This window comes from Pseudomonas guariconensis, assembly GCF_040822035.1.
GTDB classification, from domain to species: Bacteria; Pseudomonadota; Gammaproteobacteria; order Pseudomonadales; family Pseudomonadaceae; genus Aquipseudomonas; species Aquipseudomonas guariconensis.
This window is the reverse complement of record NZ_CP162012.1, coordinates 624,728-648,421: the sequence shown is the minus strand read 5'-3', so window position 1 is coordinate 648,421 and position 23,694 is coordinate 624,728. Positions and strand designations below refer to the sequence as shown.

The window sequence follows — 23,694 nt, the reverse complement described above, 5'->3', positions numbered from 1 at the left end:
CCTGATTGAGAAGCCACCAAGGATTGGTCTGGACACCGACCGACATGCGGTAGCAAGCAACTACCCGCGCCGGAAACCGCCAATGCACGGAATGCACAAACCCCACGCACTCAAGTAAACTGCCAGGCTACGCGCAGCCCTGGGCTGCCCCTGTCGATTTACCAAAGGTGCCCGCCATGCCCTGGCTGCAAGTTCGCCTGGCCATCAGCCCAGACCAAGCCGAAACCTACGAAGACGCCCTGCTCGAAGTCGGCGCCGTCTCGGTGACTTTCATGGACGCCGAAGACCAGCCGATCTTCGAACCGGACCTCAACACCACTCCGCTCTGGTCGCACACTCACCTGCTGGCCCTGTTCGAGGCTGACGCCGAGCCCGAAGCGGTGTTCGCCCACCTGCGCCTGCTGACCGGCGCCGAGTTGCCCGAGCACCACGCCGAAGTGATCGAAGACCAGGACTGGGAGCGCAGCTGGATGGACAACTTCCAGCCCATGCGCTTCGGCCGGCGCCTGTGGATCGTGCCAAGCTGGCACGAGGCCCCGGAAAAAGACGCGGTCAACCTGCTGCTGGACCCAGGCCTGGCCTTCGGCACCGGCACCCACCCGACCACCGCCCTGTGCCTGGAGTGGCTGGACGGCCAGCAGCTCGAAGGCACCCAAGTCCTGGACTTTGGCTGCGGTTCGGGGATTCTCGCCATCGCTGCCCTGCTGCTGGGCGCCCGCGAGGCGATCGGCACCGACATCGACGTGCAGGCCATCGAAGCCTCGCGTGACAACGCCCAGCGCAACGGCATCGCCGACGAGCGACTGGCCCTGTACCTGCCCGAGCAGATGCCCGCCATGCAAGCCGACGTCCTGGTCGCCAACATCCTGGCCGGCCCGCTGGTCTCGCTGGCCCCGCAATTGTCCGGCCTGGTTCGCCCCGGAGGCCTGCTGGCCTTGTCCGGCATCCTTGCCGAGCAGGGCGACGAAGTAGCCGCTGCCTATGCTGCCGACTTCGATCTGGACCCAATCGTCGTGCGCGACGGCTGGGTACGCATCAGTGGTCGCCGCCGCTAGGCCCACCTAGACTTAACCACCTGCATAGCCCGGATTGCCGCATGACCGACAGTTTCGTCACCCAGTGCCCTCATTGCCAGACCAGCTTTCGCGTCACCTACCAGCAATTGAGCATGGCGCGCGGTGTGGTGCGCTGCGGCCACTGCCTGCAGGTGTTCAACGCTGCCAAGCAGTTGCTGGAGCAGAACCGGAGCGCCGACACGCCTGAGGCGGCTAGCCCGCCACCAGCACCAGCGCCAGCCCCGGTCGCGCAACCGGAGCCGGCCCTGCCGCCTCAGGACGTGCCTGCGCAGCCGGCACCGAGCCCGCAACAGGACGATTGGGCGGTCACCGCACAAGCGCTGGATGATTTGGACCTGGACCAGGAACTCGCCCGTCTCGAGCGTCGCGAACCCCACCGGGAGCGCCAGGCGCCATCACGTGAAGAGGCCTTGCAGGCCCGCCGCGATGACCATCGCCACGATGAGCACGCGCACGAGCCCTTCGGCACCGCCACCGATCATGTGCCGGAGCCGCCTTCCGCCGAAGCGCCTGCCCCCGTGCTGGTCGAACAGGAAACCCTCGATCTGGACCTCGAGCCGGCACCCGGCGAACGCACCGAGCCGACCTTGGGCGGCCTGGACCTAGACGACGACGAGCCTCGCCCACTCACCCAGGACGCGCCGCGCGACGTCCTTGCCGACGCGCCGCTGGCACCACTCTCGATCCACGACGACATCCCTGAGAAAGGCCTCTCTGCCCGCGACGACGACGAACCCGGCAGCCTGCGCCTGTCTGCACGTGATGACGACGAGCCAGACGATCTGCATGATGAGCGGCCGGAGCCGATGCTGGCCGCCAAGGCCGAACGTCCTTCCCGCAAGGAGCCGCTGGTGCATGTGGTGGACGACCCATTGCAGCTCGACTGGCAAAAGGCCAAGCCAAACGGGTTCAAGCGCCTGCTGTGGGGCCTGTTGACCCTGCTGGCCGCAGGGCTGCTGGTCTTCCAGTACATCGCCTACCACTTCGATGAAATGGCCCGCCAGGACCAGTACCGTCCCTGGTTCCAGCAGCTGTGCCCGATGCTCGGCTGCACAGTGCCGACCCGCGTCGACATCTCCCGCATCAAGAGCAGCAACCTGGTGGTGCGCAGCCACCCGGACTTCAAGGGAGCCCTGATCGTCGATGCGATCATCTACAACCGCGCGCCGTTCGCCCAACCTTTCCCACTACTGGAGCTGCGCTTTGCCGACCTCAACGGCCAGTTGATCGCCAGCCGTCGCTTCAAGCCCAGCGAGTACCTGTCGGGTGAGCTGGCCGGGCGCGGCGAGATGCCCAGCCAGACCCCCATCCATATCGCCTTGGACATCCTCGATCCCGGCCCGAAGGCCGTTAATTACAGCCTGAGCTTCCGCTCGCCGGAATGAAAAGCAGCGCTCGTTAGCAAGCTTCAAGCCACAAGAAAAACGCAGGCCAATCAACGATTGGCGTGAAGCTTGCGGCTTGAACCTTGCAGCTAGAAGCGTCTCGTTATAAGCCCGCAGCTGTTCAGATTTTATCCAGATTCATCTTTATCCAGTCATCGAGAGCGGGTATCATGCCAACCCTTTTTCGGACTCCCATGATTCGGCCCCACAACAGGGAACACCTATGTCGGCGGTACGCATCGGCCCTTACACACTGCGAAACAACCTGATCCTCGCCCCCATGGCCGGGGTGACGGACCAGCCTTTCCGTACACTTTGCCAACGCTTGGGCGCCGGCATGGTGGTTTCGGAGATGGTGACCAGCGACATGAGCCTGTGGAACAGCCGCAAATCGCGCCTGCGCCGCATCCATGAAGGCGATCCCGAGCCTCGCTCGGTGCAGATCGCCGGTGGCGATGCGCAGATGCTGGCCGCGGCGGCCCAGGCCAATGTCGAGGCCGGCGCGCAGATCATCGATATCAACATGGGGTGTCCGGCAAAAAAAGTCTGCAACAAGGCGGCAGGCTCTGCTTTATTGAGAGATGAAGCCTTGGTCAGCGAAATCCTCCACGCCGTGGTCGGCGCGGTGGACGTACCGGTGACCCTGAAGATCCGCACCGGCTGGGACCGGGCGAACAAGAACGGCCTGACCGTGGCGAAGATCGCCGAACAGGCCGGCATCCAGGCGCTTGCGGTCCATGGCCGTACACGCGCCGATCTGTATACCGGCGAAGCCGAGTACGACACCATCGCGGCGATCAAGCAGGCGGTGTCGATCCCGGTTTTTGCCAACGGCGACATCACGTCGCCGGAAAAGGCCCGGGCGGTGCTGGACGCCACCGGCGTCGACGGCCTGCTGATCGGCCGTGCCGCCCAGGGGCGGCCGTGGATTTTCCGCGAGATCGAGCATTACCTGCGCACGGGCGAGCACCTGCCTGCCCCGGCGCTGGATGAAGTGGAACACATTCTGCTGGAGCACCTGGCTGCACTGCATGCCTTCTATGGCGATGTGATGGGCGTGCGTATCGCCCGCAAGCATGTGGGCTGGTACCTGGCAACACGACCTGGCGCCAAGGAGTTTCGCGCCCGGTTCAACGCGCTGGAAGACACACAAGCGCAGTGCGCCAACGTTCGCGCGTTCTTTTGCGAACGTCGAGAGAGCCTTGAGACAGAGGACGGACAAGGGGTGGCCGCATGACGATGATGACCGAGACATTAGTGAGTGGAACAACGCCCGTGAGCGACAACGCCAACCTGAAACAGCACCTCAATACGCCGAGCGAAGAGGGCCAGACCCTTCGCGACAGCGTGGAGAAGGCGCTGCACAACTACTTCGCCCACCTGGAAGGCGCGACCGTCACGGACGTCTACAACCTGGTGCTGTCGGAAGTCGAGGCACCGCTGCTCGAAAGCGTGATGAACTACGTCAAGGGCAACCAGACCAAGGCCAGCGAGATGCTCGGGCTCAACCGTGGCACCTTGCGCAAGAAACTCAAGCAGTACGATCTGTTGTAATCCGAATCCCAATCAGAAAAGGCGGCTCTCCCAAGAGGCGCCTTTTTTGCTGAAACCACCGCGTTATGGAATCCGAAATGACCGACCAGACTACCCGCCTGCCGATCCGCCGCGCCCTGATCAGCGTCTCCGACAAGACCGGGATCCTCGAATTCGCCCGTGAACTGCAACAGCTGGGCGTCGAGATCCTGTCCACCGGCGGCACCTACAAGCTGCTCAAGGACAACGGCGTGAACGCGGTGGAAGTGGCCGACTACACCGGCTTCGCTGAAATGATGGATGGCCGGGTCAAGACCCTGCATCCGAAGATCCACGGCGGCATCCTTGGCCGCCGCGGCATCGACGACGCCATCATGAACGAGCACGGCATCAAGCCGATCGACCTGGTCGCCGTCAACCTGTACCCGTTCGAGGCGACCATCGCCAAGCCAGGCTGCGACCTGCCGACCGCCATCGAGAACATCGACATCGGCGGCCCGACCATGGTCCGTTCCGCGGCGAAGAACCACAAGGACGTCGCCATCGTGGTCAACGCAAGCGACTACGCCAGCGTCCTGGAAAACCTCAAGGCCGGTGGCCTGACCTACGCCCAGCGCTTCGACCTGATGCTCAAGGCCTTCGAGCACACTGCCGCCTACGACGGCATGATCGCCAACTACATGGGCACCATCGACCAGGCCAAGGACACCCTGTCCACCGAAGGCCGCAGCGAGTTCCCGCGCACCTTCAACAGCCAGTTCGTCAAGGCCCAGGAAATGCGCTACGGCGAGAACCCGCACCAGAGCGCGGCGTTCTACGTCGAGGCCAAGAAGGGCGAAGCCAGCGTCTCCACCGCTATCCAGCTGCAGGGCAAAGAGCTGTCGTTCAACAACGTGGCCGACACCGATGCGGCGCTCGAGTGCGTGAAGAGCTTCGTCAAGCCGGCCTGCGTCATCGTCAAGCACGCCAACCCGTGCGGCGTGGCCGTGGTACCGGAGGACGAAGGCGGCATCCGCAAGGCCTATGACCTGGCCTACGCCACCGACACCGAGTCGGCGTTCGGCGGCATCATCGCCTTCAACCGCGAACTGGACGGCGAAACCGCCAAGGCCATCGTCGATCGCCAGTTCGTCGAAGTGATCATCGCGCCGAAAATCTCCCAGGCTGCCCGCGAAGTCGTGGCTGCCAAGCAGAACGTGCGTCTGCTGGAGTGCGGCGAGTGGCCAGCCGAGCGCGCCGCTGGTTGGGACTTCAAACGCGTCAACGGTGGCCTGCTGGTACAGAGCCGCGACATCGGCATGATCGGTGCCGACGACCTGAAGGTCGTGACCAAGCGCGCCCCGACCGAGCAGGAAATCCACGACCTGGTCTTCGCCTGGAAAGTGGCCAAGTTCGTCAAGTCCAACGCCATCGTCTACGCCAAGCAGCGTCAGACCATCGGCGTGGGCGCCGGCCAGATGAGCCGCGTCAACTCCGCCCGCATCGCGGCCATCAAGGCCGAGCACGCCGGCCTGCAGGTTCAGGGCGCGGTCATGGCCTCGGACGCCTTCTTCCCGTTCCGTGACGGCATCGACAATGCGGCTAAAGTGGGTATCACCGCCGTGATCCAGCCAGGTGGTTCGATGCGTGATGCCGAGGTTATCGCTGCCGCCGATGAAGCTGGCATTGCGATGGTATTCACCGGCATGCGCCACTTCCGCCACTGATTTACGGCAATCGGCCGCACTGAGGCAGGCATCTGCTGCATTGGGGCCGGTTCCGCTGATGCTCATTGCCAGAAGGCAACTCCGCTCATCGGAACCGACCCCGCCTTGCATCTACCTGCTTCATTGCGACCTCGTACAGCGTGAGGCTTTGCCTCCCGTCCGAAAGAATTCGAGGTTTTGACATGAAAGTTTTGATCATCGGCAGCGGCGGCCGTGAGCACGCCCTGGCCTGGAAAGTCGCCCAGGACCCACGCGTCGAGAAAGTCTATGTTGCCCCGGGCAACGCCGGCACCGCTATCGAGGCCAAGTGCGAGAACGTCGCCATCGACGTCACTGCCCTGGAGCAACTGGCCGACTTCGCCGAGCAGAACGTGCAGATGACCATCGTCGGCCCCGAGGCCCCGCTGGTGGCCGGCGTGGTCGATCTGTTCCGCAGTCGTGGCCTGGACTGCTTCGGCCCGACCAAGGGCGCAGCCCAGCTGGAAGGCTCCAAGGCCTTCACCAAGGACTTCCTGGCCCGTCACAAGATTCCGACCGCCGACTACCAGAACTTCACCGAGATCGAGCCGGCCTTGGCCTACCTCAAGGAAAAGGGCGCGCCGATCGTCATCAAGGCCGACGGCCTGGCTGCGGGCAAGGGCGTGATCGTCGCCATGACCCTCGAGGAAGCCGAAGCCGCCGTGCGTGACATGCTCGCCGGCAATGCCTTTGGCGATGCCGGTTCGCGTGTGGTCATCGAGGAGTTCCTCGACGGCGAGGAAGCCAGCTTCATCGTCATGGTCGATGGCCACAACGTGCTGCCGATGGCCACCAGCCAGGACCACAAGCGCGTCGGCGACAAGGACACTGGCCCGAACACTGGCGGCATGGGCGCCTACTCCCCGGCTCCGGTCGTCACCGCCGATGTGCACCAGCGCGTGATGGACCAAGTGATCTGGCCGACCGTGCGCGGCATGGCCGAGGAAGGCAACGTCTACACCGGCTTCCTCTATGCGGGCCTGATGATCGACAAGGCGGGCAACCCCAAGGTCATCGAGTTCAACTGCCGCTTCGGCGACCCGGAAACCCAGCCGGTCATGCTGCGCCTGGAGTCGAGCCTGGTGCTGCTGGTCGAGGCGGCTTTCGCCAAGGCCCTGGACAAGGTCGAGGCCCAGTGGAACCCGCAGCCGAGCCTGGGCGTGGTACTGGCCGCCGGCGGCTATCCGGGCGACTACGCCAAAGGCGCCGTGATCAACGGCCTGGACGCTGCCGCCAAGCTCGAGGGCAAGGTTTTCCACGCCGGCACCGCGCTCAAGGACGGCAAGGTCGTGACCGCCGGTGGCCGTGTGCTCTGCGCCACTGCCATGGGTGCCACCGTCGAGGCCGCCCAGCAACAGGCTTATCGCCTGGCCGAGCAAATCGACTGGGACGGTAGCTTCTACCGCACCGACATCGGCTACCGTGCGATCGCCCGCGAGCGTGGCGAGCACCAGTAAGCTGCAACGGATCGCCGTGACGCCCCTGGCTCACGGCCTCCGGCTCGTCGACAAGGCCCCGACGGGGCCTTGCCTTCGTCTTGGCGCCCCGCGCATAGTTATCCTGCACAACGGCTAGGAAGGGATCTCGTCTTGCGTCGGCTTCGGATTGCCATTGCCCTGATCGTCAGCCTGCTGACGCTGCTCTGCCTTCCCCCGGCCTCGGCCGAACAAGGTGGAGGCTGGAGCGTTCTGCTCGACGAACAGGCCAACCTGCAACTGAGCGATATCCGCTCGGACCGCTACCGCAACCAGTTCAGTCCTCTGCAACTGTTCGAACTCGATGCCGCCCCCGCCGACCAGGCGCTGTGGCTGCACTACCGGCTCGAGCCAGGTGAGCAGGAGCAATTGCTGCGGGTCTTCGCACCCGACCTTTCACGCCTGGACCTCTACGCGCTGGATGGCGACAAGCTCGTTCGCCAGCTGCACCATGGTCGTCAAGGCGGTAATGCCAGCCCGACGCTGCGCAGCAGCGACCACCTGCTGCCGCTGCCCAACAGCCCGCGCGCGCTGGACATCTACCTGCGACTGGTATCCGAACACCAGTTGCGTCCGGCCATCAGCCTTGAGCCTGCGGCTTGGGCCGCGGCCGACCAGACGCGCCCATTGCTGTTCGGCCTGCTGTTCGGCGGTCTGGTGATGCTGATCCTGCACAACCTGATCCGCTTCCTCTACACCCGCTCGAGCACCACGCTGATCCTGGCCCTTTACCACGGCCTGATGCTGCTCAGCGCCTTGATCCTGCTGAACCTCAGCGGCCCCTGGTGGCAGCTGTGGCACAGCGCCCAGACCCCCGCCGCCTATCTGACCTTGGTCTTGGCCGGGCTGGCCGGGCTGTATTTCACCCAGCATTTCTTCACCCCCTGCAGCTCGATCCGCTGCAACCGGCTGCTGCATGCAGAAATGCTGATCGTCGCGGTCAGCGGCCTGGTGCTGCTGTTCGTGGACACCCTGCCACTGAACCTGATGACCTACGCCCTGCTCGCGCTCGGCAGCGTGACCATGCTGCTGGTCAGTGCCTACCACTGGTACAAGGGCTACGGCCCTGCGCGACTGTTCGCCGTGGCCATGCTGATATTCAACCTGGGCGGTCTGGTGCTGCTGCCGGCCTTGCTGGGCCTGACGCGCACCTCGACCCCATGGCTGCTGTTCATCCTGATGGGGCTGACCGTGGCCAGCGGCTTGCTGCTGAACCTGTCGGTCAGCGAACGGCTGCGCCGCATCAGCGAGGAGCGCTTCCGCGCCAGCCGCGCATTGGCTGCCAGCGATGCCGAGATCAACGCCAAGGCCGAGTTCCTGGCCAAGATCAGCCACGAGATCCGCACCCCCATGAATGGGGTGCTGGGCATGACCGAATTGCTGCTGGGCACGCCGTTGTCGGTCAAGCAGCGCGACTATGTGCAGACCATCCACAGCGCCGGCAACGAACTGCTCACGCTGATCAATGAAATCCTCGACATCTCCAAGCTCGAATCCCGACAGATCGAGCTGGATGATGTGCAGTTCGACCTCAATGCCCTGATCGAGGATTGCCTGAACATTTTCCGGGCCAAGGCCGAACAGCAGAACATCGAGCTGATCAGCTTCACCCAGCCCCAGGTGCCACGAGTCATCAGCGGAGACCCGACCCGACTGCGCCAGGCGCTGTCGAGCCTGCTGGAAAATGCCCTGAAGAACACCGAGCAAGGCGAGATCCTGCTGGTGGTGGCCCTGGACCAGCGCGGCGACCTGCCACGCCTGCGCATCGCCGTGCAGGATAGCGGCGAGTCGATGCCCGCCGCCGAGCGTGAAGCCTTGCTGCAAGCCCAGTTGCACAGCCATCAGTTCCTTTCCAGCAACAAGCTCGGCGGCCATCTGGGGCTGGTCATCGCCAAACAGCTGATCGGCCTGATGCAGGGCGAATTCGGCATCAAGAGCAGCACCAGCATGGGCAACACCCTCTGGCTGACCTTGCCGCTGGACCCCTCGCGCCTGGAGCAGCCGCCGGCCGACCTCGATGGCCCGCTGCGCGACGCTCGCGTGCTGGTGGTGGACGACAACGACACCTGCCGCAAAGTCCTGGTGCAGCAGTGCAGTGCCTGGGGCATGAACGTCAGCGCCGTGCCTTCGGGCAAGGAAGCGCTCGCCCTGCTGCGCACCAAGGCACACCTGCGCGACTACTTCGACGCCGTGCTGCTTGACCAGAACATGCCCGGCATGACCGGCATGCAGCTGGCGGCCAAGATCAAGGAAGATCCGAGCCTGAACCACGACATCCTGGTGGTGATGCTCACCGGCATCAGCAATGCGCCGAGCAAGATCATCGCCCGCAATGCCGGGGTCAAGCGCATCCTGGCCAAGCCTGTGGCCGGCTATACCCTCAAGACCACGCTGGCCGAAGAGCTCGCCCTGCGCGGTCGCGAGCAGCCGCCTGCCCCTACACTGCCCGGCCCACCTCCGCCATTGGACCTGCCCAGCGACTTCCGTGTGCTGGTCGCCGAGGACAACAGCATTTCCACCAAGGTCATCCGCGGCATGCTCGGCAAGCTCAACCTCGAACCAGATACCGCCAGCAATGGCGAGGAAGCCCTGCGCGCCATGAAAGCGCAGCGTTATGATCTGGTGCTGATGGACTGCGAGATGCCAGTGCTCGATGGCTTCTCCGCCACCGAGCAGCTACGCGCCTGGGAAGCCGCCAACCAACGCGAGCGCACCCCTGTGGTTGCATTGACCGCGCATATCCTCACCGAACACAAGGATCGCGCGCGCCAGGCCGGCATGGATGGGCACATGGCCAAGCCGGTGGAGCTGTCGCAATTGCGCGAGCTGATCCAGTTCTGGGCCAGCAAGCGGGCCGCGGCCTCGGACCGTTTGCAGACTCCGTGAGATCCCTGAAGGAACAACGCTGCTGTGTCGCCTGCGCCGCAGCCATTCACCGCGCCGCCTGCTTCGTGCACGAGAGCCTCGCAAGCCGCGCCGCCATTGTGCCTGATACACTTGCCCACACCCTCACCGCCATGGATTTGCGCCATGCTCCATGAGTTGTTCAGCGTCTACCTGAAAATGCTCGTGCTCTACAGCCCATTCTTCGTGCTGTCCTGCTTCATCAGCCTGACCCGCGGCTACTCCAGCAAGGAGCGCAAGCAGCTTGCCTGGCGTGTGGCCATCGCGGCACTGGTGGCCAGCGTCGTGCTCTACCTGTTCGGACGTGCCATCTTCGGCGTATTCGGCATAACCCCCGACGCCTTCCGTATCGGCGCCGGCAGCGTGCTCTTCATCTCGGCGCTGGGCATGGCCCAGGGCAAGGCAGCGGTCCAGGCTGACAACGTGCAACAGGACGTGACCATCGTTCCGCTGACCATCCCGCTCACCGTCGGCCCCGGCACCATCGGTGCGTTGCTGGTGATGGGCGTTGGCCAACCGCACTGGGACGACAAGCTGCTGGCCATCGTCAGTATCGCGCTGGCGAGCTTCACGGTTGGCTTGGTGCTGTATCTGTCGAACCGCATCGAGCGGATCCTGGGCGACCAAGGCCTGCAGATCGTCAGCCGCCTGATGGGGCTGTTCGTCTGCGCCCTGGCCGCACAGATCATCTTCACTGGGATCAAAGGTTATCTGGTGCCCTGACCGGAATGAGCCCATGGTCTCAAATTTCGAAGGAAAGGATCTGCTGCCGGGCGATCTTCTCCAGGCGCCTTTCCACCAACTCACGAAACTGCTGATCGAACAGGCGCGTGTTGAAACGGACGAGCTCGGCCTGAACCCGGGTTTCCTGCCGGTTGCGAAACAGAAATCCAGTACCCAGCGTATCGGTCTCACAACGCTCGTGGTAAAGCACCAGATCAACATATCCGGGTTTCCCGGGAGCACAGGGTAGTAGTTGGAATACTCCGCGCTCACGAGTGCGCTGCTCAAAATTCAACAGCGGCCAGTCGTTCAAGGCCAAACCGTTCATCGCCAGCTTCACGGCGGTCGAATAACGTTCACCGGCCGTGGCTTCTATACGGCGCAGCGCGGCATTGACTATGCCGGGGCGCTCGAGCTCAGGCCAATGAACCTGCTGCGCCGATACCGCGTCCCAACCATAAAACTGCAGTTGCCTGCGGTAATGGCTGAACCAGTCGGTCACCAGCCCCTCGTCATGGTCGGTACGCGTCACCCGCTCCGCCATCAGCGCTGCCGACAAAACCGCTTGGCGCTGCGCCAAGGTGATGCCTGGCAGGAAAGCGACCAGGCTGCTACCTGCCACTGCAGCTCGATGCTTGTTCACGATGCATATCCTCGTTGGGCCGACAAGGCATGCTTCCCACGTAGTACCTACAGACGCTACGCGCAAAGCAGGTACCGGGCGTCAGAAATCGTATTGCAGTACATTGTCGAATCGGCGATCACCCAGCCGCTTTTCCACATGCTCGCGCACGCGGGCGTAGTGTTGGGTGTTGAACGTCAGAAACGCGGTACCCGAGTAGTGGTAGGCAGCGTTGTTTTTCCACTCGAACGCGATCGTGTCCAGATCCCGTACCATGCCTTTGGTACTGACTGCGGTTTGCACCATCATCAGCCGCCCGTCATCCGTCTCGAGACAAGCCGTCAAGCCAACAGTGCCCGCCATTTTATCCTTGAAGTTGCGCTTGAAGAGTTCTTGGGCTTCGGTGAACTTCCCCAGCCCATCAAGCGCCGACTCGGCGATCTTGCTAATCGCCTCAGTGACGGGGCCGCCGAAGACAGCCTGGCCCACAACCTTCATCGCCTTGAAGGCGATGGCGCCCAGAACGAGCGATTGCTCGCCGGAGTGTTCACGCTCGTAGGTTCGGCGCACTGTCAGCCAGCCCAGGTCTTCCATGACCTTGAGGTTCTGCTTGTACCACTGCTCGCTCTGGTCTTCGCTGTCATAAAGTTTGGAGGCGACCAGCGATGCGAACTGGTAGGAGCTCATGACATCGATGCGATTCTGCAGGCTCATCCCAGCAGCGAATGTCATCAGCGATTGCTCCACCACAGCGGCGGAGTTTGTATCGGTAATCAGTTTGTCGTTCATCATGCAAATCCTTGAGTCGGAACCCGGCGGATACCGGGTAGGACTCGAAGACTATGCATGTAGGGATGAGTAGTTCAGCAGGTCATGCTTCCAGGAGGTTGGGCTTAAGCGGGTACCAACGCGGGGTATAGACCCATTCGCCGCCGTTTGCGCGTGGGAAGGTACAGGTGGTCGAGGAGCCGATCAGTACCATCGTGCGCATGTCCACCATCGCCGGCACCAGCTCGCCCAGGGTGACCACCCGCAGCGACTGCCCCGGGCGCCCGATGTCACGGCCCAGCACGACGGGCGTACTCGCCTCGCGGTGCTTGCGAACGACGCTCAGCGCCAGCCCCAACTGGTGGGGGCGAGCTTTGGAGATAGGGTTGTAGAAAGCCAGGACCAGATCGGCCTGGGCGGCCAGGTCCAGGCGCTTTTCGATGATCGACCAGGGCTTGAGGTTGTCCGACAGGGACATGACGCAGAAGTCATGCCCCAGCGGCGCACCGGCCTGGGCAGCGGTGGCCAGCGATGCCGAGACGCCGGGCAGGATCTGCAGGTCCACCCGGTGCCAGGCGGGGTCACTGGATTCGTGCAAGGCTTCGAGCACGGCAGCCGCCATGGCGAACACGCCCGGATCACCCGAGGACACCACGACCACCGAACGCCCTTCGGCTGCCAGCTCGAAGGCGTGTCGGGCACGCTGCATCTCTTCGCGGTTGTCGGTGCAATGCAACACCTGGTCGGTGCGGAACGGGCCGGCCATGCGCACGTATGTTTCATAGCCGAGCACATCCTGTGCCCGCGCCAGCTCTGCCTTGACCGCAGGCACCATCAGGTCGGCCGCGCCGGGGCCGAGGCCGATCACTGCCAGGCGGCCACGGCCGCGACCGACCTGGGCCGGCTCGATCGGCGCTGGCGCCACGGCGATCACCACATCGCCCTGCTCGATCAGGCGCGCCCCTGGCACGGCCTGCTCGACCTGCTCGGACAGGCGCCCAGCCGCTGGCGCGAAACGCAGGGCGACACCCAACACCTGGGCCGCCTCGTGCAAGGCTGGCTCGGCCATGTAGTGCTCATCGGCCAACAGGCAGGCCAACGCGGCCTGGGCGATACCTGCCTCGGCCAACGCCTGAAGCACGCGCTCTGCCAGATCAGGCGCCGCGCCGTCGACCGCCACCAACACCGAGCGGGCATGGATAAGCAGCTCGTCACGGCAGGCCGGACGCGCTTCGCATCCCACACGGATGATGCGCCGGGCCTGGTCGTGCTGCGGCAATTGCGCCTGGTCGAGCCAGGGCGCATCGCCTTCGACCCGCACCGACTCGCCCGCCAACAGGTCGGAGACGAAACGCTTGCCCTGCTCCAGGTCCGCCAGGGCGTAGCCCTCGGGGGGATTGAGCAGGCAAGTGCCGAAGCGCAGCTCGCCGCTGGTAGTGATGGCCGCAGCCACGTCCAGCGCCTGGGCGATCGCCCGGGCCATGACATTGACCCCCGACAGGCCGCCGAGCAGCGGCACCACAGCGCTGCCGTCCTCGGCCACGGCCAATACCGGCGGCTCGGCGCCTTTTTCGGTGAGCAGGCTGGCCAGGGTGCGGATCACGATGCCGGCAGCGCACAGGGCGATGATCGGGGTGTCCTGCTGGTAGAGCTGGCGCAGGGTGTCACCGAAATGTTCATAGTGAGCGTCCACGCCCTCCACCCGACCCGCCAGGCCCAGGATCTTCGCCTGTGGATAACACAGCTGGATGCGCTGCGCCGTCGCCAGGCTGCCGGGGCCAAGGATGACGATTGCGGGTGCCTTGCCGATGTTCATCCCTGCCATTTCTCACCCGGTACGACGATCAAGGAAAAGTACGGCGAGGACTGCGGGTCCACGTCATCGAGCGGCACGATCTTCTGGTTGGCCATGGTCGCGCGCTCGACATACAGCGCACGTTGAGCCAGGCCCAGTTCGCCGAGCACTTGGCGCACCTTGGGGAAGTTGCGCCCCAGTTTCATGATCACCGCCGCATCGGCATCGGCCAAGCGACGCTTGAGCTCCTCATGGGGCAGCACGCCGGAAAGCACCGAAAGGCTCTGGTTGCGATACACCAGTGGCGCGCCCAACACCGAGGCGCCACCGAGCATCGAGCATACGCCTGGGATCACCTGGGTCTCGTAGCGCTGGGCCAGGCGGTCGTGCAGGTACATGTAGGAACCGTAGAAGAACGGGTCGCCCTCGCAGATCACCGCCACGTCGCGACCGGCATCCAGGTGTTCGGCCACCTGCACGCCGGCTTCGTCATAGAAGTCGCTGATCACCTGCTCATAGGACAGTGGCTCGGGCAGCACCTCGGTGGTCACCGGGTACACCAGTGGCATCAAGGTCTGCTCAGGCTGCAGGTGCGCTTCGATGATGCCAAAGGCATTGCCGCGCTTGCCCTTGGCCACGAAGTAGGCCACCACAGGCGACTCGCGCAGCAGGCGCAGGGCCTTGACCGTGATCAGCTCGGGGTCACCGGGGCCCACGCCCAGGCCGAACAGACGTCCGCGTGGCTGCATCATTCCACCTCCGTGGCCAGGGCGTTGACCGCGGCGGCGGCCATCGCGCTGCCGCCCAGACGGCCCTGCATGATCACGAACGGCACACCACGGCTGTCGGCGGCCAGCATCGCCTTGGACTCCGCCGCGCCCACGAAACCGACCGGGAAACCAAGGATCAGCGCAGGCTTGGGCGCACCGGCATCGAGCATTTCCAGCAGGTAGAACAACGCGGTCGGCGCATTGCCGATCACCACCACGCTGCCTTCCAGATGCGGACGCCACAGTTCCAGCGCCACCGCCGAGCGGGTGTTGCCCAACTTCTTGGCCAAGTCGGGCACGCTGGGGTCGCGCAGGGTGCAGATCACCTGGTTGTTGGCCGGCAGGCGCGCACGGGTCACGCCTTCGGCGACCATGTGCGCGTCGCACAGGATCGGCGCACCGTTGGCCAGCGCCTGTCGACCTGCAGTGCCGGCGCCTTCGGAAAATTGCAACCCATCGATGGCATCGACCATGCCGCAGGCATGGATCACCCGCACGGCGAGTTTCTCCAGGTCGGCGGGGATCCGCTCGAGCCGGGCTTCCTCGCGGATGATCCGGAAGGAATTGCGATAGATCTCCTGACCATCGCGGATGTAGTCAATCATCAAGGTGCTCCGTCGGCAGGTCGAGCATGGCGCCTGCTTCTTCTGGGGAAAGGTCGCGCGCACGCAGCCTGCCGAAGCCTGGCTGGTTCGCGTCGCGCAAATACAGGTCATAACGGCCCGCAGAGCGGGCCAGCAAGGTGGCCGGGGCGACATGAGCCACGGCACAGGAACGCAGGCAGCCGGAAACATGCACACTGCCGGGGCCACCTTTTTGCAGCAAGGAAGCGATGATCAGGGCATCGGCCTTGGTATCGGCCAGGGCCTTGGCACAGCCGGCGGCGCCGGTGCAGGCGGTCAGGCGGGCCAAGGGCTGGCCGGCATCCCAGATCAGCCCAAGACAGTTCAGCTCGGCCCGGTCGATCATCGCCAGGTCGACATTGGGCAAAACGAGACTCTGCCAGGGGCTCACGCGCAGACTGCCGTCACCGGCATCACGGGCCAGCCTGGCGAGGCTGCGCAACATGACCGGAGTCAGCCGGCCCAATGGCGGGGCGACACCCCAGGCCATGCCTTGGCGTTGAGGCAGCGGCCCCAGCCAGTCGCGAGTGGCCGGCGCACGCCGCCAACCCAGCACTGCGCCATCGCGCCGAATCTCCAGGCCCAGGCTGTCGACGAAACGTTCAGCGGGGCAGTCCTCGAGCAACTGGCGCATTCGCGACTGCGCTGGCTCGGCCAGGTCCAGGAAGCGCTCCAGCACGGCATGAACCAGCGTTAGCCCGTGCTCGGCCGGCACGGCGCCCAGGACCTGGCCACTGGCCGGACAGCCGGCCAAGCCGAAGGCATACCAGGCGCGGCCGTCGAGCATCATTGCCGAAAGCCACAGGTCGTGAGGGTGTTCGAGCATTGCCAGATGCTCGCCGCCATCGAGCTGCACAGCGAACTTGGCCGACAGTCCATGCAAGCGCGGGGTGGTCTCCAGCAGGTGCAGCAATTGCTCGGACAAGGGGCGCGTGTCGATGAGCATGTCAGGGTCGAGCCCGGCCAGCGGGCTTTGCATCACATTGCGCACATCGTCGCCTGCTGCTTCGCGCGGGCCGAGGCCGGCGGCCAACAGATGCTCGATCAGGCCAGCGTGGTCTGCGCCGATGCCGCGGATTTGCAGATTGCCGCGATTGGTCGCTTCGATCACGCCGCCCGCGAAACGCTCCGCCGCCGTCGCCACAGCCTCGGCCTGGTCGGCCAGCAGCACGCCTCCGGGGAGTTTGATCCGGCAGATGCCACCGTCACGGGCCGCGACGATGCGCCACAACCCCGGGCAAGCCGAGGGGCGGGGTGACACGGCAGGGACGAGAGGCTGATTCAAGGGGGCGTCCGGCAATCTTGAAAATGCGCTTGAGTGTAGAAGGCGCGGTATTATGCCTGCTTTGTCCGGCGGCATGAAAAGCCGACGGTCGAGCATCGACTGCGATTGAGCAGAAATTCCGGACCGCGTCGCCCTCTTCGCGGGTGAGCCCGCTCCCACAGGATCATCCGCCCCCCTTGGGATGTGCGGCTTCTGTGAGTGCGGGCTCACTCGCGAAGGGCGCCAAGCGGCCCCAAAGATGGCGGAACGAGACACATGACTCCCTGGCTGACAGTAGTGGGCATCGGCGAAGACGGTTTCAGCGGCCTGGGCAAGCAAGCCCGGCGTGCGCTGCTGAGCGCTTCGCGGATCTTCGGCAGTCCGCGCCAATTGGCCCTGTTGCCACGCTGCGTGGTCGGCGAACGCTCGCACTGGCCAAGCCCCTTCTCACTGGCGCCGGTCCTGGCTCTGCGCGGCGAGCCCGTGTGTGTATTGGCCAGCGGCGATCCGATGTTCTATGGCGTGGGCGCAAGCCTTGCCCGCCAGGTGCCGGCCGAAGAGCTGCATGTGCTATCGATGCCGTCCTCCTGCGCACTGGCTGCTGCGCGCCTGGGTTGGCCGCTGCAGGAGGTGCAGGTGGTGTCGGTCGTCGCCCGCCCCCTGGCCGCGCTCAACGCGCATCTCTACAGCGGCATGCGCCTTTTGGTATTGAGCAATGATGGCCAAAGCCCGGCAGCCGTCGCCCGACAACTGTGCGAACGCGGCTTCGGCCCGAGCCGCCTGCATGTACTGGAGCATCTGGGCGGCGCCGAGGAGCGCCATCTGCGCGGCACCGCCGAGGATTGGCCGCATGCGCGTACAGCCGACCTCAACGTGATCGCCATCGACTGCCAGGCCGCCATCGACACCCCACGACTATCGCCTGTCACCGGTTTGCCCGACAGCGCCTTTCGTCACGACGGCCAACTGACCAAGCGCGATGTGCGCGCCATCACCCTCGCACGCCTCGCGCCACAACCGGGCGAGCTGCTGTGGGATGTCGGTGCCGGCTGTGGCTCGATCGGCATCGAGTGGATGCGCGCCCATCCCAGCTGCCGCACGCTGGCCATCGAGGCCGATGAAGGCCGCCAAGGCCATATCGAATACAACCGCGACGCCCTGGGCGTACCGGGCCTGCAACTGGTCCGTGGCAAAGCGCCCCAGGCCCTGGCCGATCTCGAGCGGCCCGATGCGATCTTCATCGGCGGCGGCGTGACCCGCGAGGGCGTGCTGCCCTTTTGCTGGGAGCGCCTGCGCCCCGGCGGGCGCCTGGTCGCCAACGCCGTGACCCTGCAAAGCGAGCTGGCGCTGGCCAACTTCCGCGAAGCCCATGGCGGCGAACTGACCCGCATCCACGTGGCCCATGCCCAGCCGTTGGGCAATTTCGATACCTGGCGCCAGGCTCTGCCGATCACCCTGCTCGACGTGGTGAAGCCCCTCGATGCGTGAAGAAACCCGCGAAAAAGCCGCGCCCCTGCGCAGCGGCCTCACCACTGGCAGCTGCGCCACCGCCACCAGCCTGGCGGCGGCTCGCCTGCTGCTCACCGGCGAATGCGACGATGCCGTTCGTATCACGCTGCCCAAGGGCAAGCAGGTGACCCTGCGCCTGGCGTTCTGCCGCCGCACCGACAACGGTGCCGAGGCCGGCACGATCAAGGATGCCGGCGACGATCCGGACGTGACCCACGGCGCATTGCTCTACACCCAGGTGCGGCTGCTCGAGCAGCCTGGCGTGCGCTTCGTCGCCGGTCAGGGCGTCGGCACCGTCACCCGTCCCGGCCTGGTGCTGGCGGTGGGCGAGCCTGCCATCAACCCGGTGCCACGGCGGATGATCAGCGAGCACCTGCAACAGCTCGCCGAAGCCTGCGGCCATGGTGGTGGCTTCGAAGTGACGGTCAACGTGCGCGACGGCGAACAGCTCGCCCTCAAGACCATGAACCCACGCCTGGGCATCCTCGGGGGGTTGTCGATTCTCGGCACCAGCGGCATCGTCCGGCCTTTCTCCTGCTCGGCCTACATCGCCTCGATCCAACAAGGCATCGACGTCGCCCACAGCAATGGCTATACCCACATCGCCGCCTGTACCGGCAATGCCAGCGAAGACACCATGCGCCAGGTCTACGGCCTGCCGGAAATCGCCCTGATCGAAATGGGCGACTTTGTCGGCGCGGTGCTCAAGCATTTGCGCAAGGTCCCTGTCGCCCGCCTGACCCTGTGCGGCGGCTTCGGCAAGATCAGCAAGCTGGCCGCCGGGCACATGGACCTGCACAGCCGCAGTTCGAGCATCGACCTGCCGCAATTGGCGGCCTGGGCGGCAGACATCGGCGCCGACGCCACCCTGCAAGCGGCAATCATCGCGGCCAACACCAGTCAGCAGGCCTTGGCCTTGGCCCACGCGGCTGGCGTCCCGCTCGGCGATGCGGTGTGCGCCCACGCCCTGGCCTTCGCGCGCAGCGTGGTGCCCGCGCAGGTGCAAGTCGAGGTGTTCGCCATCGACCGCCAAGGCGGCATCGTCGGCAAGGCGGGTGTGCAATGAGCCCGCGCATCCTGCTGCTCGGCGGCATCACCGAAGCCTTGGCCATCGCCCGCCAGCTGGGGCCCGAGCATATCTATAGCCTGGCCGGCATCGGCCGCGTCCCGCAGGATCTGACGTGCCAGGTGCGCGTCGGCGGTTATGGCGGCGCCGACGGCCTGGCGGTCTATCTGCGCGAGGCGCAGATCAGCCTGTTGATCGACGCGACCCACCCCTACGCCGCGCAAATCAGCCACAACGCAGCCCAGGCCGCACGCTACGCGGGCATCCCCTGCTGGGCTCTGCGCCGCCCGGCCTGGCAGGCGCAGCCTGGCGATGACTGGCGCGAAGTCGCTGACTGGGCCGGACTGATCGAAGCCCTGACCCCCTTCGAACGCCCTCTGTTCACCCTGGGGCGCGAGCCCCTGCAACACCTCGATGAGATCCCCGCGCACCAGTTCTGGACCCTACGCGCCCTCGAAACCTACCCAGGCAACGAGCGCTGCGAAGTGATCGGCGCCCGTGGACCGTTCAACCTGATGGACGAACGCGCCTTGTTCCAACGGCGCCGGATCGATGTGCTGGTGAGCAAGAACAGCGGCAGCACAGCCACCGAGCCCAAGCTGGAAGTGGCCAGGGAACAGGGCATACCGGTACTGGTGCTCAAGCGCCCGGTGTTGCCGGCGGTGGATCGCGTCTTCGATCAGGTGGCTGATCTGATGGCTGCGATCAGGCCTTAGTCCAATGAAAATCGGGTCCCAGCATGGCACGTGAAAGCGCGGCCTGACGTCCTTGCTGGTATCCCCTCTCACACAAATTTAGCGGTGCCCCTTGTCGGGCGGGCTCTGCCGCGCGACACGCAGTACCGTCTCCAGGGGGCTGCCCCTGCGGCACTTCACCGCACCCCGGCACTTTTACCTATACTCGCCCTTACAATAGCCACCTGATTCCTGACCGGATCTCTCCCATGCCCCCACGTCGGCACATTGCCTGGATAGCCTGCCTTGCAGTGCTGTTCAACCTGCTGGCCATGCCGCTGTCTTCCGCCGCGCCCAAAGGTCCGGCCGAGCAGCTGCTGTGGGGGGCTTTCTGTTCGAGCATGGCGAACAAAGGCAAGGTCGATGTCCAGGCACTGGCCAAGATCGACCTGGGGCCGCAAAGCAACGACTCCGCCAGCCTGATGAACTGCTGGTGCTGCTCAGGCGCCGCGCCGCTGCTGGCACTGCCCGGCTACCCGCCGCAGCTGCACAACCCACCGTTGCTGCTCGGCAGCCACCTGGCGTCACCTGCCGCCTACACTCCCACGCCGCGCCAGCTATGGCCGGCGCTCAATCCCCGAGCCTCTCCGATCGTCTGAGTTGACCACGCTGTCTGCCCGCACCTGAACAGATCGGAGACTCACCATGCTCAAGCAAGCCCTCGTCCTGGCCGCCCTGTTGCTGCCCGGCGCTTTCGCCAACGCCCACGAATACACCGTCGGCGACCTGCACATCGCCCATCCCTGGTCGTTGGAGCTGCCGCCCAATGCCCCCAACGTCGCGGCCTACTTCGTTGTTCACAACAACGGCCAGCAGGACGACCGCCTGCTCTCGGTCGACAGCCCCATCACCGACGACGCCCAGTTGCACGAGCACGCCAAGACCGCTGACGGCCTGATGAAAATGCAGCAGGTCTCCAGCGTGGCCGTCCCGGCCGGCCAAAACCTGACCTTCGCCCCCAGCGCCTATCACGTGATGCTGATGCAGCCCAAGGACCGCAGCCTGCTCATCGACGGCAAGCGCTTCCCGCTGACCCTGCACTTCGAGAAGGCCGGCGACATCACCGTCGAGGTGGCCGTGCAAAAGCAGCCGCCCGCCGACCAGCAAGGCCAGGCCCATACGCACTGACCGCTGACAGACACTCGCCATGAGCCTGCCGCGCGACCGGTTCACCCGCTTAACCCGCCCTGATCGCAGGCGCCTGGGTGGTGGCTGGCTGAGCCTGTTCGCCATGTGGATGATCTTCATCGGCCCACTGGTTTCCCAGTCGATGCCGATGGATCACCACGCCGGCATGAACATGTCCACGCCGATGGACATGCCCATGGCAGCCGGGCATGACCACGGCGCCGACCACCATGGCCACGACGACGGCCAGTTGCATGTGGTCTGGGAAAAATGCGGCTACTGCACGCTGCTGTTCAATTGCCCGGCCCTGCCCCAGGCCCTCAGCCCGCTCAGTGCCGGCGTCGTACTTCCCCCCGCCCTACTCCCCGTACCGCCCCACCAGGGCCACGCCCGGCAGGCCGTCTTCCCTGGTGCGCGCAGCCGCGCGCCACCCGCCTCGATCAGCGCCTGAACACAACGCTATCGCACGAAGCCTGGAGGCTTCGCGCTCTTTCCTGACTGATCGACTGGAATCACTATGTCTGGCTGTACCCCTGTTTTTGCTCTTTCCCTGCGGGGAACGATCGCCGTGCTCTGCGGCTCTGTGCTCGCGCCCCTGGCCCTGGCCGCCGAAACCGGCCATGACGGCCATGCGCACGAGATGGCCGAGCTGAGCCCGACGGTCATCACCGCCATTGCCCCCAGCTCGCCGCTGACCGTGGTCACCAATCCCAAAGACCCACGCCAGCCGGTGCCGGCCAGCGATGGCGCCGACTATCTGAAAACCATTCCCGGCTTTTCGGCGATCCGCTCCGGCGGTACCAACGGCGATCCGGTGCTGCGTGGGATGTTCGGCTCGCGCCTGAATATCCTCACCAACGGCGGCGTGATGCTGGGCGCCTGCCCCAACCGCATGGATGCGCCCACCTCGTACATCTCGCCGGAAACCTACGACCGCCTCACCGTGATCAAGGGCCCGCAAAGCGTCATCTGGGGCCCTGGCGGTTCCGCCGGCACCATCCTCTTCGACCGTGAACCCGAGTCCTTCGGGACACTCGGCAGCCGGGTCAATGCCAGTCTGCTGGGAGGCTCCAACGGCCGCTTCGACAAGGTGCTCGATGCCGCCGCCGGCAACAGCCAGGGCTATGCCCGCTTTGTCGGCAACCAGTCGCGCTCGGATGACTACGACGACGGTCACGGCGATACCGTGCCGTCGCGCTGGGACAAATGGAACGGCGATGTAGCCCTGGGCTGGACGCCGGACGCCGATACCCTGCTGGAGCTCACCGCAGGCAAGGGTGACGGCGAAGCCCGCTATGCCGGACGCGGCATGGACGGCTCGCAGTTCAAGCGCGAGAGCCTGGGCCTGCGCTTCGAAAAATCCAACCTCGGCGAGGTGCTCGACAAGGTCGAAGCCCAGGTCTATTACAACTATGCCGACCATGTGATGGACAACTACAGCCTACGCACGCCTTCCGGCAGCGGCATGATGGGCATGCCCATGGTCAGCAACGTCGATCGCCGCACCCTTGGCGCTCGCGTCAAAGCCACCTGGCGCTGGGCCGATGTACAACTGGTCAGCGGCCTCGACGCGCAAACCAACGAACACCGCAAACGCGGTGGCATGGGCATCGACGCACACAAAGGCCAGCCCTGGACCAAGGACGCCGACTTCCACAACTATGGCGTGTTCAGCGAGCTGACCTGGTACGCCACCGGAAACGACCGCCTGGTCACCGGCGCCCGCCTCGATCGCGCCTCGGCCCGCGATTTTCGCCAAGGCAGCCCCACCGAGGGCGATACCCGCGCCGATACCCTGCCCAGCGGCTTCGTGCGCTACGAGCACGACCTGGCGGTGATTCCGGCAACCACGTATGTCGGCCTGGGTCATGCCCAGCGCTTCCCCGACTATTGGGAGCTGTTCTCGCCCAAGCGGGCGCCAGCCGGCGCGGCCAATGCCTTCGATGGCATCAAGCCGGAAAAAACCACCCAGGTGGATTTCGGCATCCAATACCAGGACGAGCGCCTGGAAGCCTGGGCCTCTGGCTATGTCGGGCAGATCCGCGACTACATTCTGTTCGACTACCAAGGCATGAGCTCCCAAGCCCAGAACATCGACGCCCGCATCATGGGCGGCGAGCTCGGCGCCGCCTACAGGCTGACCGAGAACTGGAAGGCCGACGCGACTTTGGCCTATGCGTGGGGCAAGAACAGCAGCGACGACAAGGCGCTACCGCAGATGCCGCCGCTGGAAAGCCGTCTGGGGCTGACCTACAGCCGCGATCTGTGGAGCGTCGGGGCCTTGTGGCGCCTGGTCGCGGAGCAAAATCGCATCGCCGAGAACCAGGGCAATGTGGTCGGCAAGGACTACGAGAAGAGCGCAGGTTTCGGTGTGTTCTCGCTCAACGGTGCCTACAAGGTCAACCGCAACCTCAAGCTCAGTGCAGGCGTCGACAACCTGTTCGACAAAACCTACGCCGAGCACCTGAACCTGGCCGGCAATGCCGGGTTCGGCTATCCGGCCACGGACCCACAGCCGGTGAACGAGCCAGGTAGGACCTTCTGGACCAAGGTCGACATCAGCTTCTGACAACAACAAACAGGGCGCGGCGATCA

Annotated in this window: 21 protein-coding genes; 15 read left to right on the top strand and 6 right to left on the bottom strand. The window is 65.0% G+C overall.

Features of this window, described 5'->3' with window-relative positions; genetic code table 11:
- Nucleotides 1-176 precede the first annotated feature (176 nt).
- From prmA to AB1N67_RS02905, 8 genes are all read left to right on the top strand, one after another.
- Complete coding sequence (gene prmA, locus AB1N67_RS02940; RefSeq protein WP_043207910.1) at nucleotides 177-1,055, top strand: 50S ribosomal protein L11 methyltransferase; 879 nt, start codon at nucleotides 177-179, stop codon at nucleotides 1,053-1,055.
- Nucleotides 1,056-1,096: 41 nt separating this feature from the next.
- Nucleotides 1,097-2,461, top strand: coding sequence for a DUF3426 domain-containing protein (locus AB1N67_RS02935; protein WP_090343133.1), 1,365 nt, complete (start codon nucleotides 1,097-1,099; stop codon nucleotides 2,459-2,461).
- Nucleotides 2,462-2,684: 223 nt separating this feature from the next.
- A complete protein-coding gene (dusB, locus tag AB1N67_RS02930; RefSeq protein ID WP_043207912.1) occupies nucleotides 2,685-3,698 on the top strand; it encodes a tRNA dihydrouridine synthase DusB in 1,014 nt (337 codons plus the stop codon).
- A complete protein-coding gene (gene fis / locus AB1N67_RS02925) occupies nucleotides 3,695-4,015 on the top strand; it encodes a DNA-binding transcriptional regulator Fis (protein WP_008093076.1) in 321 nt (106 codons plus the stop codon). The genes dusB and fis overlap by 4 nt, the downstream gene beginning before the upstream one ends.
- A 77-nt stretch (nucleotides 4,016-4,092) precedes the next feature.
- On the top strand, nucleotides 4,093-5,700 hold the full coding sequence (purH, locus tag AB1N67_RS02920; protein ID WP_043207913.1) for a bifunctional phosphoribosylaminoimidazolecarboxamide formyltransferase/IMP cyclohydrolase: 1,608 nt from the start codon (nucleotides 4,093-4,095) through the stop codon (nucleotides 5,698-5,700).
- 182 nt (nucleotides 5,701-5,882) lie between these two features.
- Nucleotides 5,883-7,175 (top strand): phosphoribosylamine--glycine ligase, encoded by a 1,293-nt coding sequence (purD, locus tag AB1N67_RS02915; protein WP_043207915.1) that lies wholly within the window; start codon nucleotides 5,883-5,885, stop codon nucleotides 7,173-7,175.
- 132 nt (nucleotides 7,176-7,307) lie between these two features.
- A complete protein-coding gene (locus AB1N67_RS02910; protein ID WP_043207916.1) occupies nucleotides 7,308-10,079 on the top strand; it encodes a hybrid sensor histidine kinase/response regulator in 2,772 nt (923 codons plus the stop codon).
- A gap of 144 nt (nucleotides 10,080-10,223) precedes the next feature.
- Nucleotides 10,224-10,820, top strand: coding sequence for a MarC family protein (locus AB1N67_RS02905; protein ID WP_043207917.1), 597 nt, complete (start codon nucleotides 10,224-10,226; stop codon nucleotides 10,818-10,820).
- A 19-nt stretch (nucleotides 10,821-10,839) separates the two neighbouring features.
- Here AB1N67_RS02905 and AB1N67_RS02900 read toward each other — a convergent pair whose 3' ends face one another.
- From AB1N67_RS02900 to cobG, 6 genes are all read right to left on the bottom strand, one after another.
- A complete protein-coding gene (locus AB1N67_RS02900; protein WP_090343140.1) occupies nucleotides 10,840-11,463 on the bottom strand; it encodes a hypothetical protein in 624 nt (207 codons plus the stop codon).
- Nucleotides 11,464-11,544: 81 nt separating this feature from the next.
- Nucleotides 11,545-12,231 carry a hypothetical protein gene (locus AB1N67_RS02895; RefSeq protein ID WP_052352398.1) on the bottom strand — a complete coding sequence of 229 codons (687 nt, stop codon included), beginning with the start codon at nucleotides 12,229-12,231 and terminating at the stop codon, nucleotides 11,545-11,547.
- An 82-nt stretch (nucleotides 12,232-12,313) separates the two neighbouring features.
- The gene (cobJ, locus tag AB1N67_RS02890) at nucleotides 12,314-14,035 is read right to left on the bottom strand and encodes a precorrin-3B C(17)-methyltransferase (RefSeq protein WP_197852678.1); all 1,722 of its coding nucleotides are present in this window, start codon (nucleotides 14,033-14,035) and stop codon (nucleotides 12,314-12,316) included.
- On the bottom strand, nucleotides 14,023-14,754 hold the full coding sequence (locus AB1N67_RS02885) for a precorrin-2 C(20)-methyltransferase (protein ID WP_043207927.1): 732 nt from the start codon (nucleotides 14,752-14,754) through the stop codon (nucleotides 14,023-14,025). The genes cobJ and AB1N67_RS02885 overlap by 13 nt, the downstream gene beginning before the upstream one ends.
- Nucleotides 14,754-15,380 carry a precorrin-8X methylmutase gene (locus AB1N67_RS02880; protein ID WP_043207930.1) on the bottom strand — a complete coding sequence of 209 codons (627 nt, stop codon included), beginning with the start codon at nucleotides 15,378-15,380 and terminating at the stop codon, nucleotides 14,754-14,756. The genes AB1N67_RS02885 and AB1N67_RS02880 overlap by 1 nt, the downstream gene beginning before the upstream one ends.
- Nucleotides 15,373-16,698, bottom strand: a complete 1,326-nt coding sequence (cobG, locus tag AB1N67_RS02875) for a precorrin-3B synthase (protein WP_367863516.1) — start codon at nucleotides 16,696-16,698, stop codon at nucleotides 15,373-15,375. The genes AB1N67_RS02880 and cobG overlap by 8 nt, the downstream gene beginning before the upstream one ends.
- Nucleotides 16,699-16,938: 240 nt before the next feature.
- Between cobG and cbiE the strand changes: the two genes are divergently transcribed.
- The 7 genes from cbiE (at nucleotide 16,939) to AB1N67_RS02840 (ending at nucleotide 23,668) form a co-directional block, all read left to right on the top strand.
- The gene (gene cbiE, locus AB1N67_RS02870) at nucleotides 16,939-18,150 is read left to right on the top strand and encodes a precorrin-6y C5,15-methyltransferase (decarboxylating) subunit CbiE (RefSeq protein WP_090343142.1); all 1,212 of its coding nucleotides are present in this window, start codon (nucleotides 16,939-16,941) and stop codon (nucleotides 18,148-18,150) included.
- Entirely contained in the window at nucleotides 18,143-19,237 is a 1,095-nt protein-coding gene (locus AB1N67_RS02865) for a cobalt-precorrin-5B (C(1))-methyltransferase (protein WP_102081269.1), read from the top strand. The genes cbiE and AB1N67_RS02865 overlap by 8 nt, the downstream gene beginning before the upstream one ends.
- The gene (locus tag AB1N67_RS02860) at nucleotides 19,234-19,953 is read left to right on the top strand and encodes a cobalt-precorrin-6A reductase (RefSeq protein ID WP_043207938.1); all 720 of its coding nucleotides are present in this window, start codon (nucleotides 19,234-19,236) and stop codon (nucleotides 19,951-19,953) included. The genes AB1N67_RS02865 and AB1N67_RS02860 overlap by 4 nt, the downstream gene beginning before the upstream one ends.
- Before the next feature lie 227 nt (nucleotides 19,954-20,180).
- A complete protein-coding gene (locus tag AB1N67_RS02855) occupies nucleotides 20,181-20,570 on the top strand; it encodes a DUF2946 domain-containing protein (RefSeq protein ID WP_367863515.1) in 390 nt (129 codons plus the stop codon).
- A gap of 46 nt (nucleotides 20,571-20,616) precedes the next feature.
- The gene (locus AB1N67_RS02850) at nucleotides 20,617-21,099 is read left to right on the top strand and encodes a copper chaperone PCu(A)C (RefSeq protein WP_043207941.1); all 483 of its coding nucleotides are present in this window, start codon (nucleotides 20,617-20,619) and stop codon (nucleotides 21,097-21,099) included.
- A 19-nt stretch (nucleotides 21,100-21,118) separates the two neighbouring features.
- Nucleotides 21,119-21,550, top strand: coding sequence for a DUF2946 domain-containing protein (locus AB1N67_RS02845; RefSeq protein WP_090343150.1), 432 nt, complete (start codon nucleotides 21,119-21,121; stop codon nucleotides 21,548-21,550).
- Nucleotides 21,551-21,616: 66 nt separating this feature from the next.
- The gene (locus AB1N67_RS02840; protein ID WP_090343152.1) at nucleotides 21,617-23,668 is read left to right on the top strand and encodes a TonB-dependent copper receptor; all 2,052 of its coding nucleotides are present in this window, start codon (nucleotides 21,617-21,619) and stop codon (nucleotides 23,666-23,668) included.
- Nucleotides 23,669-23,694: the final 26 nt, after the last annotated feature.

Coding starts and splice junctions, on each gene's coding strand:
- fis (WP_008093076.1), top strand. CDS start 3,695: ATGACGATGATGACCGAGACATTAGTGAGTGGAACAACGCCCGTGAGC.
- AB1N67_RS02885 (WP_043207927.1), bottom strand. CDS start 14,754: ATGCAGCCACGCGGACGTCTGTTCGGCCTGGGCGTGGGCCCCGGTGAC.
- AB1N67_RS02880 (WP_043207930.1), bottom strand. CDS start 15,380: ATGATTGACTACATCCGCGATGGTCAGGAGATCTATCGCAATTCCTTC.
- AB1N67_RS02865 (WP_102081269.1), top strand. CDS start 18,143: ATGCGTGAAGAAACCCGCGAAAAAGCCGCGCCCCTGCGCAGCGGCCTC.
- AB1N67_RS02895 (WP_052352398.1), bottom strand. CDS start 12,231: ATGAACGACAAACTGATTACCGATACAAACTCCGCCGCTGTGGTGGAG.
- purD (WP_043207915.1), top strand. CDS start 5,883: ATGAAAGTTTTGATCATCGGCAGCGGCGGCCGTGAGCACGCCCTGGCC.
- AB1N67_RS02845 (WP_090343150.1), top strand. CDS start 21,119: ATGAGCCTGCCGCGCGACCGGTTCACCCGCTTAACCCGCCCTGATCGC.
- AB1N67_RS02860 (WP_043207938.1), top strand. CDS start 19,234: ATGAGCCCGCGCATCCTGCTGCTCGGCGGCATCACCGAAGCCTTGGCC.
- AB1N67_RS02855 (WP_367863515.1), top strand. CDS start 20,181: ATGCCCCCACGTCGGCACATTGCCTGGATAGCCTGCCTTGCAGTGCTG.
- AB1N67_RS02840 (WP_090343152.1), top strand. CDS start 21,617: ATGTCTGGCTGTACCCCTGTTTTTGCTCTTTCCCTGCGGGGAACGATC.
- AB1N67_RS02850 (WP_043207941.1), top strand. CDS start 20,617: ATGCTCAAGCAAGCCCTCGTCCTGGCCGCCCTGTTGCTGCCCGGCGCT.
- cbiE (WP_090343142.1), top strand. CDS start 16,939: ATGACTCCCTGGCTGACAGTAGTGGGCATCGGCGAAGACGGTTTCAGC.
- purH (WP_043207913.1), top strand. CDS start 4,093: ATGACCGACCAGACTACCCGCCTGCCGATCCGCCGCGCCCTGATCAGC.
- dusB (WP_043207912.1), top strand. CDS start 2,685: ATGTCGGCGGTACGCATCGGCCCTTACACACTGCGAAACAACCTGATC.
- AB1N67_RS02935 (WP_090343133.1), top strand. CDS start 1,097: ATGACCGACAGTTTCGTCACCCAGTGCCCTCATTGCCAGACCAGCTTT.
- cobJ (WP_197852678.1), bottom strand. CDS start 14,035: ATGGCAGGGATGAACATCGGCAAGGCACCCGCAATCGTCATCCTTGGC.
- prmA (WP_043207910.1), top strand. CDS start 177: ATGCCCTGGCTGCAAGTTCGCCTGGCCATCAGCCCAGACCAAGCCGAA.
- AB1N67_RS02905 (WP_043207917.1), top strand. CDS start 10,224: ATGCTCCATGAGTTGTTCAGCGTCTACCTGAAAATGCTCGTGCTCTAC.